Source organism: Sagittula sp., assembly GCF_052825245.1.
On record NZ_JBRBWD010000065.1, the window covers coordinates 14777 to 31314 of the forward strand.

Consider the following 16538-nt stretch of genomic DNA (forward strand, 5'->3'; position numbering starts at 1 on the left):
ACCGCCCCCGACGCACACACTCCCGCTAAAGCGGCGTCTCCTGTTCTGCCAGCCAGTCCGCGAAGAGCCGGGCATTGGCCGAGGCGCGGCCGTGGATGCGCAGGTAGAACGGGTGCGGCGACTCCATCGCCTCGGGCACCAGCTGCACCAGCCGCCCGCTGTCGAGATAGCCGCCCAGCAGCCCCTCCCAGCCCAGCACCGCGCCGACATGGTCCTCGGCGGCCTTCAGCGAGATCAGGTAATTGTTGAGGAAGAACCCCGGCCCCTGCGGCGCGGTCCGGCCCAGGGTCGAGAACCATTCCGGCCATTCCGTCCAGGCGTTCACCCCCGATTGCGTGTGGATCAGCGGCACGTCCAGCAGATCCGAGATATCGCGAATGCCGTAGCTTTCGGCGAACTGCTCTGTCCCCAGTGCCAGGATGCGGTCGCGGAAGAGCACCCGGGTCTCATCATCCTCCAACGCCGGATCGCCGTAGTGGATGCTCAGATCGACGCCCCGCGCCCGGCTGTAATCCTCGATCATCTGCGAAATCGCCACACCCGGATGCGCCTTCCAGAAGGCCGCGAGCCGGGGCGTCAGCCAGAGCCCGCTCATCGCCGTTGTGGCGGCGATCGACACGCCGCTGCGGTCGTGGCGGCTTCGGATGCGGGCGACGCTTTCCGAAATCCCCTCGAAGCCGCGTTGCAGCGAAACGAACAGAAGCGCCCCCGCCTCGGTCAGCTCCACCCCCCGATAATGGCGGTTGAAAAGCGGCTGGCCCAGCTCTTCCTCCAGCGCCTTGATTCGATGGCTGACCGCCGCCGGGGTCACGTTCATCTCCGCCGCCGCCATCTTGAAGCTTAAATTTCGGGCAGCGGCTTCGAAACAGGCAAGATCGCCAAGAGATGGCAAATCATAGGGTTTCGGCATCTTCGGTCGCTTTCAGGCAAGGTATGTCGCGAATGGAACAAATCGCGAGAGAGTTTAGTCAGACTAAACCCAGATGAGATTTTTGCCAATTGTCAACGAGTCTGTGGAATGTCTCTTTGCCGGAAATTCCCCCCTCTCCCGCGACAGGAGTTCCGATATGGCAAGCCAGACCGCCCCGCTCTCCGACCTGCTCGTCCAGCACCGCCCCGGCCATGCGCTCCAGCAGCCCTTCTACACCACGCCCGAAATCTTCGAGGCCGATCTCGAAACGATCTTCTACCGCGAATGGCTCTATGCCTTCCCGGCCTGCATGCTCGACAAGACCGGCGCCTATCAGCGCCTGAAGATCGGCGCTTATGACGTCATCGCCATCCGCGACGGCAAGGGCGAGATCCGCGCCTTCCACAACACCTGCCGCCACCGCGGCTCGGTGATCTGCTCGGCCTCCCAGGGCCGCGTCGCCAAGCTCACCTGCCCCTATCACCAGTGGACTTACGATCTGGACGGCAAGCTCATCTGGGCGCGCGACATGGGTGCCGATTTCGACCCGTCCCAGCACGGGCTGAAGCCGGTGCACTGCCGCACCGTCGCCGGGCTGGTCTATATCTGCCTCGCCGCAGACGCCCCCGATTTCGACGCTTTCGCCGGCACCGTCGCCCCCTATCTGGGCGTGCACGACCTGTCCAATGCCAAGGTCGCGCATCAGTCGACGATCATCGAAAAGGGCAACTGGAAACTGGTCTGGGAGAACAACCGCGAGTGCTATCACTGCGCCGGCAACCACCCCGACCTCTGCCGCACCTATCCCGAGGATCCGACGATCACCGGCGTCAGCGCCGATGGCACCTTCCCCGAAAAGGTCGAGACCCACTTCAACCGTCTTGAGGGTGCCGGTGCGCCGTCGCGCTTCCGCATGGGCGAGGACGGCCAGTTCCGCGTGGCGCGCATGCCGCTGCTCGACGGCGCCGAGAGCTATACGGTGAACGGCAAGATCGCCGTGCAGAAGCGCCTGGGCCAGGTACCCTTCCTAGACGCCGGCACGCTGCTGATGTTCCACTACCCGACCACATGGAACCACTTCCTCACCGATCACTCGATCACCTTCCGCGTGACCCCGATCGGCCCGCAGGAAACCGAGGTGCAGACCACCTGGCTGGTCAACAAGGATGCGGTCGAGGGCGTGGATTACGATCTCGAGAACCTCACCCGCGTCTGGACCCACACCAATGACGAGGACCGCCGCGTCGTCGAGGACAACCAGCAGGGCATCAACTCGCCGGTCTACGAACCCGGCCCGTACTCGACCACCCATGAGGATGGCGTCGCCCAGTTCGTGAGCTGGTATCTCGACCGCATGCGCGCCGCGCACACCCCTTCCACCCTCGCAGCGGAGTAAAGCGATATGGCCAAGACCCAGGCAACCGCCGCCGGAGCATGGACCGACGACGAGGTGCTGGAATGCGTCTCGATTCTTCCGGAATCGCCGAACGTGGTCACGGTCTGCTTTCAGGCTCCGTCGGGCCGGCCCTTCGTCTTTCAGGCCGGGCAGTTCATTACGCTTGAACTGCCCGTGCCCGGCGGGCCGCTCTACCGGACCTTCACGATCTCCTCGTCGCCGACGCGCCCGAAATCGCTGACAATCACGATGAAGGCGCAGTCGACCTCCATCGGCGTGCGCTGGATCATCGACAACCTGCGCCCGGGCATGACGCTGAAGGCGACCGGCCCCGCCGGTCGGTTCACCTCGGCGGAGTACCCGGCGCAGAAGTACCTGTTCATCTCCGCCGGCTCGGGCATCACCCCGATGATGTCGATGACGACCGAGATCTACGATCTCGGCCGCCACCGCGACGTCGTCTTCGTGAACTGCGCGCGCCGTCCGTCGGAAATCATCTTCAAGCGCCGGCTCGAACATATGGCCACGCGGGTCGAGGGGCTCGACCTGAAATGGGTCGTGCAGGAGCCGGACCCGTATTCGCCCTGGACGGGCTATCAGGGCACGTTCAACCAGCTGATGCTGGGCCTGATGGCGCCCGACTATCTGGAGCGCGAAGTGTTCTGCTGCGGCCCCGAGGGCTTCATGCAGTCGGTGCGCGAGGCGCTGGCGGGCCTTGGCTTCGACATGGATCATTACCACCAGGAGAGCTTCCACGCGCCGGGGACCCCCGGGCCGGAGCTCATCGAAGTGGAGCTGCCGGACGACGATCTGCCCGAAGACGACGTCATGGCCGAGATCGTCTTCGACATCTCGGGCGTCACGCAATCCTGCCCCGAGACAGAAACCGTGCTCGCCGTCGCGCGCAATGCCGGGATCGCGATTGCCTCCGGCTGTACCTTCGGCGTCTGCGGCACCTGCAAAACCAAGAAGCTCTCGGGCGAAGTCCACATGGTGCATAACGGCGGCATCACCGACGAAGAGATCGAAGAGGGCTATATCCTCGCCTGCTGCTCGAACCCGCGCGGCAAGGTCACGCTCGACCTCTGAGACACATGGCGCGGCGCGGTCACTCCGCGCTGCGCATCAGCACGCCGACCGCAGGCAGATCGTCTCCCGGCTCGAACCGGCCCTGTGCCTTGCGGTATTCCGCCGGCGTCACGCCGCGCTCGGCCTTCATCGTGCGCGACAGGTGCGGCCCGTCACAAAAGCCGCAGGCCAGTGCAATATTCGTGACAGAGGCATCTGTGGTGCGCAGCCGTTGCAGCGCCCGCTCCAGCCGCAGATCGAGATAGGCCTTGAGCGGCGTCTGCCGCAGATCCGCGAGAAAGCGCCGCTCCAGCGTGCGCCGCCCGACCCCCAGCTCGCGCGCCAGATCCTCCACGGTCTTCGGCACCTCCAGGTTCTGCTGCATCCGCAGCAGCGCGCGGCGCACCAGCTCGTCCTTGGCGCGGCGCGCCAGCGTCAGGCCGGGCTGGGCCTTTTCGCCGCCCATGGCATCGTCGATCATCATGATATTGAGGCTCTTGATCGCCGCCGACTGCCCCACATGCCGCTGCACGAGGAAGGCCGCGAGATGCGCCGCGCCGTGGCCGCCGGAGCAGGTCAGCCGGTCGCGGTCGACCACAAAGATCTGGTCGGAGATCGGCGTTTCGGCCTCGAACTGGTCGAGAAAATCCTGATGGTGGAACCAGCTTACGCAGCATCGGTAGCCCTTGAGCAGCCCCATGCGTTGCAGGATGAAGACGCCGGTGCAGAGCCCCACCAGCGGCACGCCCGCCTCGGCCTGACGCCGCAGAAAGCCCTGCGCGGCGCCGTTCAGCGCGGCGCTGTCGCCGATGAGCCCGCCGACCACGACGATATAGTCGTAGCGCGCCGCCTGCCGCAGCCGCGTGTCGGGCTGCACCCGCACGCCGCAGCTCGACCGCACCGCCTCCAGCGTGTCCGACAGCACCACCCATTCGCAGAGGATCGGGCGGGAATGGTCGGCCTCGTCGGCGGCCAGCCGCAGCACGTCGACGAAATTGGCAAAGGCCGAGAGCGTGAAACGGTCGGCCAGCAGGAACGCCACGCGCAGGCGCTTTGCGGGAGGAGAGGACGGGGCGGGCATGGCGGCATCCTTCAGGCGAGGTGTCGCAAATATACACGAACATCGCCGCCGGATTCCATCGCGCCGCGACCTCTGATGGCCCCGGCGCGACGGATCACGCGCCGTAGAGCAGGTTCGGCAGCCAGAGCGCGAGCTGCGGGAAGGCCACGAGAATGACCACCGCCAGTCCGAAGAGCAGGAAGAACGGCACCGAGGCGCGCGCCACCCGCCCCAGCGGCCAGTTGGTCAGCCCCTGCAACACGAAGAGGTTGATCCCAACCGGTGGCGTCAGCAGCCCGATCTCGACCATCAGCACCAGGAAGACGCCGAACCAGACCGGATCGTAGCCCGCCGCCGTCACCAGCGGCAGCGTCATCGGCAGGGTCATGACGATGATCGCCACCCCGTCCACAAAGATCCCCAGCAGCAGGTAGAACACCGCCAGCAGCATGATCAGCGCGAGCGGATCGAGGTTCATCGCGCCGATGGCCGCGCCCAGCTCCTGCGGCAGGTGCAGATAGCCCAGCGTCGTGGAGAGCAGCGAGGCAGAGATCAGGATGATGCAGACCATGGTGCTGGTCTTGACCGTGCCGAGCAGGCTGGCGCGGACCAGTTCCCAGTTCAGTTCCCCCAGCAGGATCAGCACCACGAAAGCCGCCAGAACGCCCACCGCCGCCGCCTCCGAGGGCGTGGCGATGCCGGAATAGATCGCGCCCAGCACGATCCCCATCAGCGCCACCACCGGCAGCAGATCCAGCGCGGCGCGGGCATAATCGCGGAGCGCAAAATTCTGGTGCCCGGCGGGCGCCACACCCGGACGGATCAGCGCCATCGCCATGATGAAGGCGGAATAGAGCCCCGAGACCACCAGCCCCGGAAGCACCCCCGCCGCGAACAGACGGCTGACCGAGACCTCGGCCAGAATGCCGTAGATGATCATCGCAATCGAGGGTGGCAGCAGCAGCCCGAGGCTGCCCGCGCCGGCCAGCGAGCCGACGGCAAGCCGTTCGTCATAGCCCCGCGTGACGAGTTCCTTCGAGGTGATCTTGCCCACCGTCGCGGTGGTTGCTGCCGACGAGCCGCTGACGGCGGCAAAAAGCGTGCAGCCCAGCACATTGGTGTGCAGCAGTCGTCCGGGGATGCGGTCGACAAAGGGGGCGAGCCCCTTGAACAGCCGCGCCGAGACCGTGGAGCGGAAGATGAGTTCCGCCACCCATATGAACAGCGGCACGGCGGCCAGTTCCCAGGTGGAGGCGCTGCGATAAGTGATCGAGCCGGCGATGGAAAAGACGCGGCTAAGCGGCATGCCGACGAGGAAATGCAGCCCGGCGAAGGAGACGAGCAGCAGCCCGGCAAAGATCCACACGCCGCTGCCCAGCGTCACCACCAGCATCGCGATCAGCGCCAGTCCGGCGAAAAGCGGGTCCATGAATTCCCTTTCTGCCTGTCTCTACAGGTCGTTCTGAAGCGGATCGTCATTGCCCGGCGGGACCGGCCCCGGCAGGTCGAAGATCTGGCGCAGGATCCAGGCAAAGACCTGAAGGCTGAAGATCGCGAGCCCCGCGGCACAGACCGCCTCGGGGATCCAGAGCGGGATTTCCGCAATCGAGCTGGAGGTGCGGCCACGCTCGAAACTGCGCATCGCGGTCTTGGCGATCACCCAGGAGATCTGCGAGGTCACCGCCAGCGTGGCGACGCCGCAAAGCGTCTCCAGCGCGCGGCGGGCGCGGCCCGAAAGCCGGTCGATCAGCAGCCCGACCCGCACCAGCGCGGAATGTTCGAACGCATAGCCCAGCGACAGGAAGGTGGCGCCCGCAATGGCATAGCCCACCATCTCGTCGAGCACAAAGGTCGAGCGGTCGACCATCCGCAGCCCGATTTCGAGCAGGATATGCAGCACCATACCGACCACCAGCACCGCCGCTACCACGGCGGCGGCCTGCGACAGGGCAAAGACGCCGCGCTGAAAGAGCATCGCCGGCCCGGTCCGGCCGGCGATGTCTTGGGTGTCGGAGACGCCGCTCATTCCGCGCGCATTTCCTCGAAGGCGGCGAGGATCGAGTCGGCATCGTCGCCCATCTTCTCTTTCCACTCCTCAAGCGCCGGCTGCGCGGCCTCGGTCAGCGCGGCGATATAGGCCGGGTCGACACCGGTCACGACCGTCATGCCGTGGCTTTCCATCTCGGCATAGTTCTGCGCCACGCGGTCTTCGAGCAGCCCCCAGCCAAAATCCTCGGCGGCAGCGGCGGCCTCGGTCACCCAGGCTTTCTGCTCGTCGGTGAGCGCGTCATAGACATCGCGGTTCACATGCACGAATTGCAGCGGCATCGCATAGTTCACCTCGGTGAAATGCGACTGCTGCTCCCAGAGCTGCGAGGCCGAGCCGCCATCGGCGGAGGTCAGCACCGCGTCGATGGCGCCGGTGGAGAGCTGCGGCACGGTATCGGCCCAGCTCAGCTGCACCGGCGTGGCGGCGGTGTTGCCGAAGGTGATGGTGCCGTTGGCGTCATAGGTGCGGAGTTTCACCCCGTCGAGCGCCTCCATCGAGTCGAGCGGCTTGTTGCCCCAGAGCCCGCTCGGCGGCCAGGGCGTGGCGAAGAGCAGCACCTGATTGTCGTCGGCCAGAACCGCCTCGTAATAGGGTTTGGCGATCTCGTAGAGCTGGCGCTCTTCCTCGGGGGTGGTCACCAGGAAGGGGATGGAAGAGAGGATGAACACCGGGTCGATGCCCGACCATGGCGTCGCAAAGGAAGAGGCGAGATCGAGCGCGCCGTCGCCCACCGCGTCGTACTGGTCGATGGATTTGTACCCCAGCGCCGCGCCGTGATGCGCGGTCACCACCATGTCGCCGCCGGAGACCTCTTGCAGCGCGTCGATGAAGGTGTCGGCGGATTGCGCGTGCACCGAGTTCGGCGGGTATTCGTTGGCCAGATCCCAGGTGACCGATTGCGCCCAGGCGGGCAGCGCGGCGGCGGCGAGCGCCCCGGCGAGAAGCGGTGTGGTCAGTGTCTTGAGCATATCGTGATTTCCCTGTTGCTATGGTTGTCTTTGCTGAGGGCCGGGTCGCCCCGGCCCATGCTTATCCGCGCCGCTGCGCGGGATAATTCCGGTCGAGGAATTCCGGGCTGTATTTGCCGGAAAGCGCATCCTCGGCCACCGCCTCGGGTGTGCGGTCGGCAGCGGGGCCGTAACCGCCGGAGCCCGGCGTTTCGACCACAATGGCCTGATCGCGGTTCAGCGGCACGGCGGAGGGTTTGTTGGCAAGCTTGCGGCTCTCGCCCGCGCCTTCCAGCAGGAACTGCCCGGGCCGCCCCTCGCCGCCGCCGAAGATGCCCCAGGGCGCGTTGGAAAACCGCTCGCCGGCGCCGTTGAAAGTGCAGTCGTGATCCACCGGCGCGATCACCCGGCGCAGGCCCGCGCCGCCACGATAGCGCCCTGCCCCGCCGGAATCCTCGACAAAGCCGTAGCTGACCACGCGCAGCGGATATTCGGTCTCGATGGCCTCGATGGGCAGGTTGGAGGTGTTGGTGATATGCACCTGCACCCCGTCCTTGCCGTCGCGGTCGCTGCGCCCGCCGGCGCCGCCGCCCAGCGTTTCGAGATAGAGATACGGCTTGCCGTTGCGCGGGTCGATGCCGGAAAAGACGGCGGTGGTGTTGGCGCCGTTGGCCGCGCCCACGGCAGCATCGGGCAGCGCCGGCGCCAGCGCGCCGATGATCACATCGACCAGCCGCTGCGAGGTATTGAGCCGCTGCGCCACCGGCGCGGGCGCGATGCAGTCGACGATGCTGCCCGGCTCGGTCAGCAGCTCGCAGCATTCCAGAATGCCCTCGTTATTGGCGATCTCCGGGTCGAGCAGCGTGCGCAGCGCGTAGGCCACCGCCGCCTTCGAGGCATTGCGGGTGAGGTTGATATTGCCCTTCACCTGCGGCGCCGAGCCGCGCAGATCGAACACCGCCCGGTCGCCGGTCACGGTGATTTCCAGCTTCAGCGGAATGTCCGATGTGCCCACCCCGTCATCGTCCATCACGTCCTCGAAGCGATAGGCCCCGTCGGGCAGCTCGGCGATGGCGGCGCGCATCCGGTCGTGGGTGCGGGCGAGCAGCGAGTCCCAGACCTGCTCGATGAGCTCGGCACCGTAGCGCTCGGCAATCTCGCCGACGCGGCGCAGCCCCAGACGGCAGGCGGCGATCTGGGCGAAATGGTCGCCCCGGCGCTCTTCTGGAATGCGGGCATTGAGCAGCAGCAGGTCGAGAATGTCCTGTTGCAGCTCGCCCTCGCGGAAGAGCCGCACCAGCGGGATGCGCAGCCCCTCCTGATAGATCTCGGACATGCCGCCCGCCATGGAGCCGGGCACCATACCGCCGATATCGGCGTGGTGGGCGATGTTGCAGACAAAACCCAAGAGCTGGCCGTCGACAAAGATCGGCGCGGCATAGTTGATGTCGGGCAGGTGCGTGCCCCCCGCCGCGTGCGGATCGTTGGCGACAAAGATATCGCCCTCGCGTATGTCCTCCGGCGCATAGCGCGTCAGCACCGCCTGCATCAGCCCGGTCATCGAGGCGAGGTGAATGGGCAGCGACAGGTCGGCCTGCACGATCAGCCGCCCCTTGCGGTCACAGATCGCGGTCGAGTGGTCGTGGCGTTCCTTGATATTGGTGGAATAGGCGCTTTTCATCAGCGCGATGAAGGTCTCGTCCACCACCGAGCGGAAGGCCGAGGAGACGATCTCGACGGTGATCGGATCGGGCCCGGCGTCATTCGCGGCGGCGGGGGCGGTGAGGGTGTCGTGAAGGGTCACAGGTCGGTCTCCCCGCGAGTGATGAGAATGTTGAGCGCGTCGTCGACGCGGGCGTGATCGCCGGGGAACAGCAGGAGCGTGGAGTCGAACTGGTCGATCACGGCGGGGCCTGTCAGCTCCGCCCCGGCGGCGAGTTCGGCACGATCATAGACCGGCGTGTCGAGCGCGCGCGGGCCGGTGAACCAGACCGGGCGCGTGGCCTTGGGCTGCGGCTCACGCGAGGCGGTTGCGCTTTGCGGCGGGCTGCCGATCTGCGGCCGCGCGCCCTGCGGGGTCATGCGCAGCGCCATGATCTCGACCGGATCCTCGGGATTGAAGAAACCGTAGGCCTGGGCGTGCGCCTCGAAGAAGGCCTGTTTCAGCGCATCGAGATCGGTGACGCTGTTGCCGCCCACCGGAATCTGAAGTTCGTAATTCTGGCTGGTGTAGCGCATGTCGGCGACCAGCTTCGTGCTGCGCTCCGCCTCCGGAATGGCCTCGGCCTCGAACCAGGTCTCGGCCTCTGCACGCATCTCGTCGGCCAGCCGCGACAGGATCGGCCCGGCGGCGTCATTCAAAGCGATACGCTGCGAGCGCACGAGGCTTTCCGATCGCCCGGCGACCAGCAGCCCCTCGGCGCAGAGGATGCCCGGCAGCAGCGGCACGAGGATCTGCCTGATCCCCAGCGCGCGGGCGCAAGCCTCCGCATGCAGCGGACCGGCGCCGCCAAAGGGCATCAGCGCGAAATCGCGCGGGTCGTGGCCGCGCTCGACCGAGATCGCCCGGATCGCGCGCACCATATTGGCGGCCATCACATCGAGAATGCCGCGCGCGGCGGTCTCGACCGCGACGCCCAGACGCTCGGCTACCTTGCCCACGACGCGGAACGAGGCATCGACATCGAGCGACATGTCGCCGCCCAGCAACCCGCTGGTCGAGAGCCGCCCAAGCACCACATTGGCATCGGTCACCGTGGCCTGATCGCCGCCGCGCCCGTAGCAGGCGGGGCCGGGCCGCGCGCCGGCACTGGCGGGACCGACCTTCATCAGACCGTCGCGGTCGAACCATGCGAGCGAGCCGCCCCCTGCCCCCACCGTGTTGATGTCGACCATCGGCATGCGCACCGGGAATTCCGCCACATCGCGGTCGAAGGCGAGCCCGATGGTGCGGTCGCGGATCAGCGCCACATCGGCGCTGGTGCCGCCCACGTCGAAGGTGATGACATTGCCGATGCCCGACTGCATCGCGGTATGGATCGCGCCGTTCGCCCCCGCCGCCGGGCCGGACATGGCGGTGCGGATCGGGAATTCCCGCGCGGTCTCCACCGACATCAGCCCGCCGCTCGACTGGTTCACGCCGAGGCTGGAGACGGGCGAGCGCGCCGCCACCTCACGCTCCAGCGTGCGCATGTACTCGGCGAAGGCCGGTTGCAGATAGGCATTGAGCAGCGTGGTGGAGGAGCGTTCGTATTCGCGGAATTCCGGCATCACATCCGAGGAGGCCGAGACCGCCACATCCGGCAGCGCTTCCATGATACGCGCCTTTACCGCCTGTTCATGCGACGGGTTGAGATAGGCGAAGAGGAAGGCGATGGCGACCGCCTCGACCTTTTCGGCGCGCAAATCTTCGATCACCGCATCGACGCTGTCCATGTCCAGCGGCTCGACCACGGCACCGTCGGCGCCGACGCGCTCGGTCACCTCAAACCGCAGGTGGCGCGGCGCGAGCGGCGGCGGGAAATCCGCCTTGAGGTCATACATCTTTGGGCGGATCTGACGGCCGATCTCGACCAGATCGCGGAAGTTGCGGGTGGTCACCATGGCCACCTTAGCGCCGGTGCGCTGGATCAGCGCGTTGGTCGCCACGGTGGTGCCGTGGCCGATGGCGCGCACGTCCCCGAGGTCGAACCCCGCCTTCTCCGCCAGCGCGTCGAGCCCTGCGATGATCGCCTCCGCCGGGTTGGCGGGCGTGCTCGACACCTTGTTCAGCGCGATGCGCCCGCTGGCGCTTTCGATGGCGCAGAGATCGGTGAAGGTGCCTCCGACATCCACGCCTATCGTCCAGGTTTCGGCCATGTTTGAATCCTCTTCGTATTTCATTAAAATACACCGTGTATAATAAAGATGAGTCAACAGTTTTCTTCGGACCGGATTATTTCTTGGAAATTGCGCATGCGCGGATGTATACGCGCGCTTGCAAATCATGCAGCGGAGACAGGGACATGGCGAAAAAACCGGCAGCGTCGAAACCGGCCTCCGAACGCGGGGCCGAACATGTCTACCGCATGCTGCGGCAGGCGATTCTGCGCATGGAGCTGCGGCCCGGGTCGGATCTGGACGAGCTGGAGATCTCGGCCCGTTACGAGGTGTCGCGCACGCCCGTGCGCGAGGCGCTGATCCGCCTGACCGCCGAGGGGCTGGTGCAGGCGGTGCGCGGGCGCGGCTCGCGCGTCGCGGCGATGAACCTCTTCGATCTGCGGGATTTTTTCGAGTCGCTTGACCTGCTCCAGCGGGCCCAGACCACCCTTGCCGCGCTGCGCCGGAGCGACGAGGAGTTGCGCGGGATCGAGGCGGCCGAGCGCGGTTTCGAGCAGGCGGCGGCGGGCCGCGATGTGGACGCGCTCAACGAGATGAATTTCCGCTTTCACCTGGCGATCAGCGAGGCGGCGCATTCGCGCCACCTGCACCACGGTTATGAGCGCGCGCTGATCGAGGGCATGCGCGTGGGTCATGTGAGCTTCATCGAACATGACGGCACGCAGGCGCGATTGCGGGAGCATCTCGACCGCACGATTGCCGATCACCGCGAGATGGTGGCCTTCATCCGCGATCAGGATACGGAGGGCGCCGAACGCGTCGCCGCCCGCCATGTGGAGCTGTTCCGCAACCGCATCGTGACGACGGTGCTGTCGCCGGATGCCACCCGCAAGATGCAGATCCTGAGCTGAGGCGTTTCGGGACATCCTGAACCGCAAACGCCAAAGGCGCCGGGGTCTCCCCCCGGCGCAGCAGATCACCAGACGCGGTCGAGCAGCGACAGCCAGTTCTCGCCCATCACGCGGCGGATCTTGGTCTCCGACCAGCCCACCCGTTCCATCGCCGCCGTGAGGTTCGGGAAATCGGCGATCGAGCCCAGCCCGTCGGGGAATTCCACCTCCCAGATCTCGGTGAGCTGGCGGGCATACCCCTTGTCGCGGTTGAGATATTCGAAGAATTTCGACCCGTAACCCATGGTGAAATCGGTGCCGAAGCCGACGCGCTCTTCGCCGACGAGGTTCACGATATAGTCGATGGCGGCGACGTAATCGTCCACCGTCGCACCATTGCCGGCGGCAAGGAAGGGCGGGAACATGGTCACGCCGACAAAGCCGTCCTGCTCGGCGATGAAGCGAAGCTGCTCGTCGCTCTTGTTGCGCGGATGCGCCTTGAGGCCAGCGGGCAGGCAGTGGGAATAGGCGACCGGCTTTTTCGACGCGCGGATCACGTCCTCGGAGGTCTTCGGCCCCACATGGCTGAGATCGCAGAGAATGCCGACGCGGTTCATCTCGGCCACCACCTCATGGCCGAAATCCGACAGCCCGCTATCGGTGCTCTCGTAGCAGCCCGAGCCCACGAGGTTCTGGGTGTTGTAGGTCATCTGCACGATGCCCACCCCCTGCTCCTTGAAAAGCTCGATGAATTCCAGCCGGTCCTCGAAGGCGGTGGTGTTCTGAAAGCCCAGAACGATGCCGGTCTTGCCCTCGGCCTTGGCGCGGCGGATATCCGCCACGGTCTTCGCCTTCACGATCAGGTCGGCATGCGCGCGGAACTGCGTGTTCCAGTCGCCGATGGCCGACATCGTGTCGCGGAAATTTTCCCAGACCGAGCAGGTGCAGTTGGCGGCGGTGAGCCCGCCCTGCGCCATGGCCTCGAAGACCGGGCGCCCCCAGTCCGAGATAATCAGCCCGTCAAAGACGATCAGGTCGTCATGCAGCGTGGTCATTTGGGTCTTCCTTCGTCAGAGATAGATTTCGCGCACGATGGCGTCGTGATCGCCCGCCATGGCGCGGACATCGCCGCCATCCACCACCTCGCCGTCGCGCAGGACGATGAAGCGGTCGGCGGCGCGGAAGGCGAGGTTGAGGTTCTGCTCGACCATGAGCATGGTCACCCCGTCCTCCTTCAGCGTGTCGATGATGCGGGCGATCTCTTCGCAGAATTGCGGCGAGAGGCCGCCCGAGGGCTCGTCGAGGAGCAGCAGCCGCGGCCGCGACATCAGCGCCCGGCCGATGGCCACCATCTGCTGTTCACCGCCCGAAAGCGTGCGGGTGGCCTGCTTGCGGCGCTCGGCGAGGCGCGGAAAGCGGTCATAGACCAGCCCCAGCGTCTGGCTCAGCTCCTTGCCGCCCCGGCGCATGGCGCCGAGCCGCAGATTGTCCTCGACGGTGAGGTCGGGGAAGAGATCGCGCGCCTGGCTCACCTGGGCGATGCCATGGGCAAAGATCCTGTGCGGCGGCAGGCCCGCCGTTTCGATCCCGTCGAAGAGCACCGAGCCGGAGCTCGGTTTGACAAAGCCGCAGACGGCGTTGAGCGAGGTCGATTTGCCCGACCCGTTGGCCCCCAGCAACGTCAGACATTCGCCGGGGCGCACATCGTAGGTCGCCCCGCGCAGGATCGGCTTTTTGCCATAGCCCACATGCAGGTCGCGGATTTTCAGAAGCGGTTCAGGAGTGTCCAAGGTAAGCCTCCAGCACGGCGCGGTCTTCGCGGATTTCCTCTGGCGTTCCTTCGGCGATGCGCGCGCCCGCCGCCATCACCAGGATGCGGTCGGCGGCGGCCATCACCAGTTCCACCGCGTGTTCGATGAGCAGGATGCCGACACCCTTTTCCCCCGCGAGCCGGTGGATGATCTCCATCATCTGGGCGCGGGCGACGGGCGAGAGGCCCACGGCGGGCTCGTCGAGCAGCAAAACCGGCGGGTCCGAGGCCACGGTACGGACGATCTCGACAATCCGCTGCTGGCCGCCGGAAAGATCCCCCGCCCGCGTATCGGCCATGTGATCCATCGACATGAGCTTGAGCAGCTCACGGGCGCGGTGGATGTTGCCCGCCTCGGATTTCAGCGCCTTGGAGCGGCCCAGCAGGATGTCGAGGAACGAGCCCTCGGTCTGCGCATGCAGCCCGGTCAGCACGTTTTCCAGCACCGTCAGCGCCGGGAACAGCCCGCCATTCTGGAAGGTGCGGCGCACGCCCTGCTCGGCGATCTCGTGCGGGGTAAGCGTGGTCAGCTCGCGCCCTTTCAGATGCACGCTGCCCGAGGTCGGCGTGGCATAGCCCGAGATCGCGTTGAACAGCGTGGATTTCCCCGCCCCGTTCGGCCCGATCACCGCGCGCACCGCGCCTTCCTCCAGCGTGAAGGAGACATCGTCCAGCGCGGTCAGACCGGAAAAGCGGACGCTCAGTCCCTGGACGTTCAGAAGCTCGGTCATGACTCCTCCCGGTAATAACGTTCGACGAAGATCGGCGAGAGACGGCGCAGCAGGCTGGCGAGCCCCATGGGCATGGCGACCAGCACGGCGGCGACGATCAGGCCGAAGAACAGCTCTTCCATGCCCGGAAAGGCGCGCAGATATTCCGGCAGCGCGGTCAGCAGCACGGCGCCCAGCACCGCCCCCAGAACCGAGCCGAGCCCGCCCACCAGCACCATCGCGAAGGAGGCGATGAGGTGCAGCATGCCAAAGCTTTCGGGAAAGACATGGCCCACATGCCGGGCAAAGAGCGCACCGGCGCAGCCCACCACAAAGCCCGACCAGATGAAGCTGACGAGGATCACCCGCGCCGTCGGAATCGCCAGCGACGCGGTGGCAATCTCGTTCTCGCGCACCGCCATCACGGCGCGGCCAAAGCGCGAGCGCATCAGGTTGAGCGTCGCCTTGACCAGCACCACGGTCACGCCGAGGAAGATGTAGAATTTCAGCGTGTCGTCGCTGAGCGAGATGCCGAACATCGCCTCGCGCGGCAGCGGCAGCCCGTCGGTGCCGCCGGTGAGCGGCTTGCTGTGCAGATAGGCCCACCGCATCAGCTCGCCAAAGGCCAGGGTGATGATCGCGAGGTAATAGGAACGGATGCCGCGAAGGGCTGCGGAGGAGGCCAGGAAGCCCCCCAGCGCACCAAGCGCACCCGCCAGCGGGATCGTGACGATCCAGGGCAGGCCAAGCTTGGCCGAGAGGATCGCCGAGGCATAGGCGCCGATCCCGAAAAACGCGGTATTTGCAAAGGCGAGCTGCCCGAGATTGCCGATCACCAGCGTGAAACCCAGCGTCACCAGAACCGAGATCAGCATCCCGTTCACGATGAATTGCGTATAGGCGTTGGTGGCCAGCGGCAGGAACAGAAGCAGCACGGGCACGGCCCAGAAAGCCCAAGTGCGGCGCTGACGTTGGCGGGGGGAAGGCATGGTCGTGCTCATGATCTTACACCTTCACCACGGCCTTGCGGCCAAAGAGCCCCTGCGGGCGGATGAAGAGCACCAGCACGATGACCACATAAGCGGTGATCTCGATCAGCGCGCTGTCGAGATAGGCGCCGGCATATTGCTCGGCCAGACCCAGCAGGATGCCGCCCAGCACCGCGCCGCCCAGCGAGCCGAAACCGCCCAGCGTCATCGCAGCAAAGCCCTTGATGAGAAAACTGGCGCCAAGATCGGGATGCAGCAGCGAGACCGGCGCCACGAGGATGCCGCCAAGCGCGCCGAGCGCCGCGCCGATGCCCCAGCTGAAATCGTTGAACCGCTCGACATTGAGGCCGATGAGCCGCGCCCCACGCGGGCTCTGATAGACGGCCTGCACCATCTTGCCTAGATCGGTCAGCGCCAGCAGGCCGAAGAAGAGGATGAGCAGCACCAGCACCGTGCCGATGATGAACACCGCGTCGCCGGTGATCACCAGATCGCCGATAAAAATGGGCTCCATATCGAAGACCGCCGGCATCGGCAGCACCTCGCGGCCCCAGACCATGCGCGCGATGCCGCGCAGCACATAGCCCGCCGAAATGCACATGAGCGCCAGCCCGATATGCGGCCCGCCCCTTATCGGGCGGATGAGCCCCTTGCTGAAGAGCACCCCCAGCACGAACATGGCGATCATCGCCAGCGCCGCCGCCGGGAGAAAGGCGATGCCCGCCAGCACCACCAGCACATATGAGAGGAAGGCGCCCGCCATGACGAAATCGCCATGGCCGAAATTCACCACCGTGGTCGAGCGGTAGACCACCGTGAGCGATAGCGCGATCAGGGCATAGATGGCCCCTTGGGCGAGTCCGCCCAATGTCAGCTGCATCAGCATCGG

At 66.1% G+C, this 16538-nt stretch carries 15 protein-coding genes; 3 read left to right on the top strand and 12 right to left on the bottom strand.

Annotated elements, in window-relative coordinates:
• Positions 1-25 precede the first annotated feature (25 nt).
• Positions 26-910, bottom strand: a complete 885-nt coding sequence (locus ACU0DV_RS25285; protein ID WP_076694761.1) for a LysR family transcriptional regulator — start codon at positions 908-910, stop codon at positions 26-28.
• A 157-nt stretch (positions 911-1067) separates the two neighbouring features.
• On the opposite strand from ACU0DV_RS25285, the gene ACU0DV_RS25290 reads away from it, so the two are divergent.
• Positions 1068-2306, top strand: a complete 1239-nt coding sequence (locus ACU0DV_RS25290) for an aromatic ring-hydroxylating oxygenase subunit alpha (protein WP_076694759.1) — start codon at positions 1068-1070, stop codon at positions 2304-2306.
• Positions 2307-2312: 6 nt separating this feature from the next.
• The gene (locus tag ACU0DV_RS25295) at positions 2313-3395 is read left to right on the top strand and encodes a 2Fe-2S iron-sulfur cluster-binding protein (protein WP_446273627.1); all 1083 of its coding nucleotides are present in this window, start codon (positions 2313-2315) and stop codon (positions 3393-3395) included.
• A 19-nt stretch (positions 3396-3414) separates the two neighbouring features.
• On the opposite strand, the gene ACU0DV_RS25300 is transcribed toward ACU0DV_RS25295, so the two are convergent.
• From ACU0DV_RS25300 to ACU0DV_RS25325, 6 genes are all read right to left on the bottom strand, one after another.
• Positions 3415-4455 (bottom strand): GlxA family transcriptional regulator, encoded by a 1041-nt coding sequence (locus tag ACU0DV_RS25300; protein ID WP_446273628.1) that lies wholly within the window; start codon positions 4453-4455, stop codon positions 3415-3417.
• A gap of 94 nt (positions 4456-4549) precedes the next feature.
• Positions 4550-5863, bottom strand: a complete 1314-nt coding sequence (locus ACU0DV_RS25305; protein WP_446273629.1) for a TRAP transporter large permease — start codon at positions 5861-5863, stop codon at positions 4550-4552.
• A gap of 21 nt (positions 5864-5884) precedes the next feature.
• Positions 5885-6460: a TRAP transporter small permease subunit gene (locus ACU0DV_RS25310; protein ID WP_446273630.1), complete on the bottom strand. Its 576-nt coding sequence runs from the start codon at positions 6458-6460 to the stop codon at positions 5885-5887.
• Entirely contained in the window at positions 6457-7452 is a 996-nt protein-coding gene (locus ACU0DV_RS25315; protein ID WP_446273631.1) for a TRAP transporter substrate-binding protein, read from the bottom strand. The genes ACU0DV_RS25310 and ACU0DV_RS25315 overlap by 4 nt, the downstream gene beginning before the upstream one ends.
• Before the next feature lie 61 nt (positions 7453-7513).
• Positions 7514-9235, bottom strand: a complete 1722-nt coding sequence (locus ACU0DV_RS25320; protein ID WP_446273632.1) for a hydantoinase B/oxoprolinase family protein — start codon at positions 9233-9235, stop codon at positions 7514-7516.
• Positions 9232-11289, bottom strand: a complete 2058-nt coding sequence (locus ACU0DV_RS25325) for a hydantoinase/oxoprolinase family protein (protein ID WP_446273633.1) — start codon at positions 11287-11289, stop codon at positions 9232-9234. The genes ACU0DV_RS25320 and ACU0DV_RS25325 overlap by 4 nt, the downstream gene beginning before the upstream one ends.
• A gap of 146 nt (positions 11290-11435) precedes the next feature.
• On the opposite strand from ACU0DV_RS25325, the gene ACU0DV_RS25330 reads away from it, so the two are divergent.
• Positions 11436-12161 (top strand): GntR family transcriptional regulator, encoded by a 726-nt coding sequence (locus ACU0DV_RS25330; protein WP_076694746.1) that lies wholly within the window; start codon positions 11436-11438, stop codon positions 12159-12161.
• Positions 12162-12226: 65 nt separating this feature from the next.
• Here ACU0DV_RS25330 and ACU0DV_RS25335 read toward each other — a convergent pair whose 3' ends face one another.
• The 5 genes from ACU0DV_RS25335 to ACU0DV_RS25355 are packed head-to-tail and all read right to left on the bottom strand — an operon-like array spanning position 12227 to position 16535.
• Entirely contained in the window at positions 12227-13195 is a 969-nt protein-coding gene (locus tag ACU0DV_RS25335; protein ID WP_446273634.1) for a dipeptidase, read from the bottom strand.
• Between the two features lie 15 nt (positions 13196-13210).
• A complete protein-coding gene (locus ACU0DV_RS25340) occupies positions 13211-13930 on the bottom strand; it encodes an ABC transporter ATP-binding protein (RefSeq protein WP_446273635.1) in 720 nt (239 codons plus the stop codon).
• Positions 13917-14681 carry an ABC transporter ATP-binding protein gene (locus tag ACU0DV_RS25345; RefSeq protein ID WP_446273636.1) on the bottom strand — a complete coding sequence of 255 codons (765 nt, stop codon included), beginning with the start codon at positions 14679-14681 and terminating at the stop codon, positions 13917-13919. Before ACU0DV_RS25345 ends, ACU0DV_RS25340 begins: the two co-directional genes overlap by 14 nt.
• Positions 14678-15661, bottom strand: coding sequence for a branched-chain amino acid ABC transporter permease (locus ACU0DV_RS25350; protein WP_446273637.1), 984 nt, complete (start codon positions 15659-15661; stop codon positions 14678-14680). Before ACU0DV_RS25350 ends, ACU0DV_RS25345 begins: the two co-directional genes overlap by 4 nt.
• A gap of 4 nt (positions 15662-15665) precedes the next feature.
• Positions 15666-16535, bottom strand: coding sequence for a branched-chain amino acid ABC transporter permease (locus tag ACU0DV_RS25355; protein WP_446273638.1), 870 nt, complete (start codon positions 16533-16535; stop codon positions 15666-15668).
• Positions 16536-16538 lie beyond the last annotated feature (3 nt).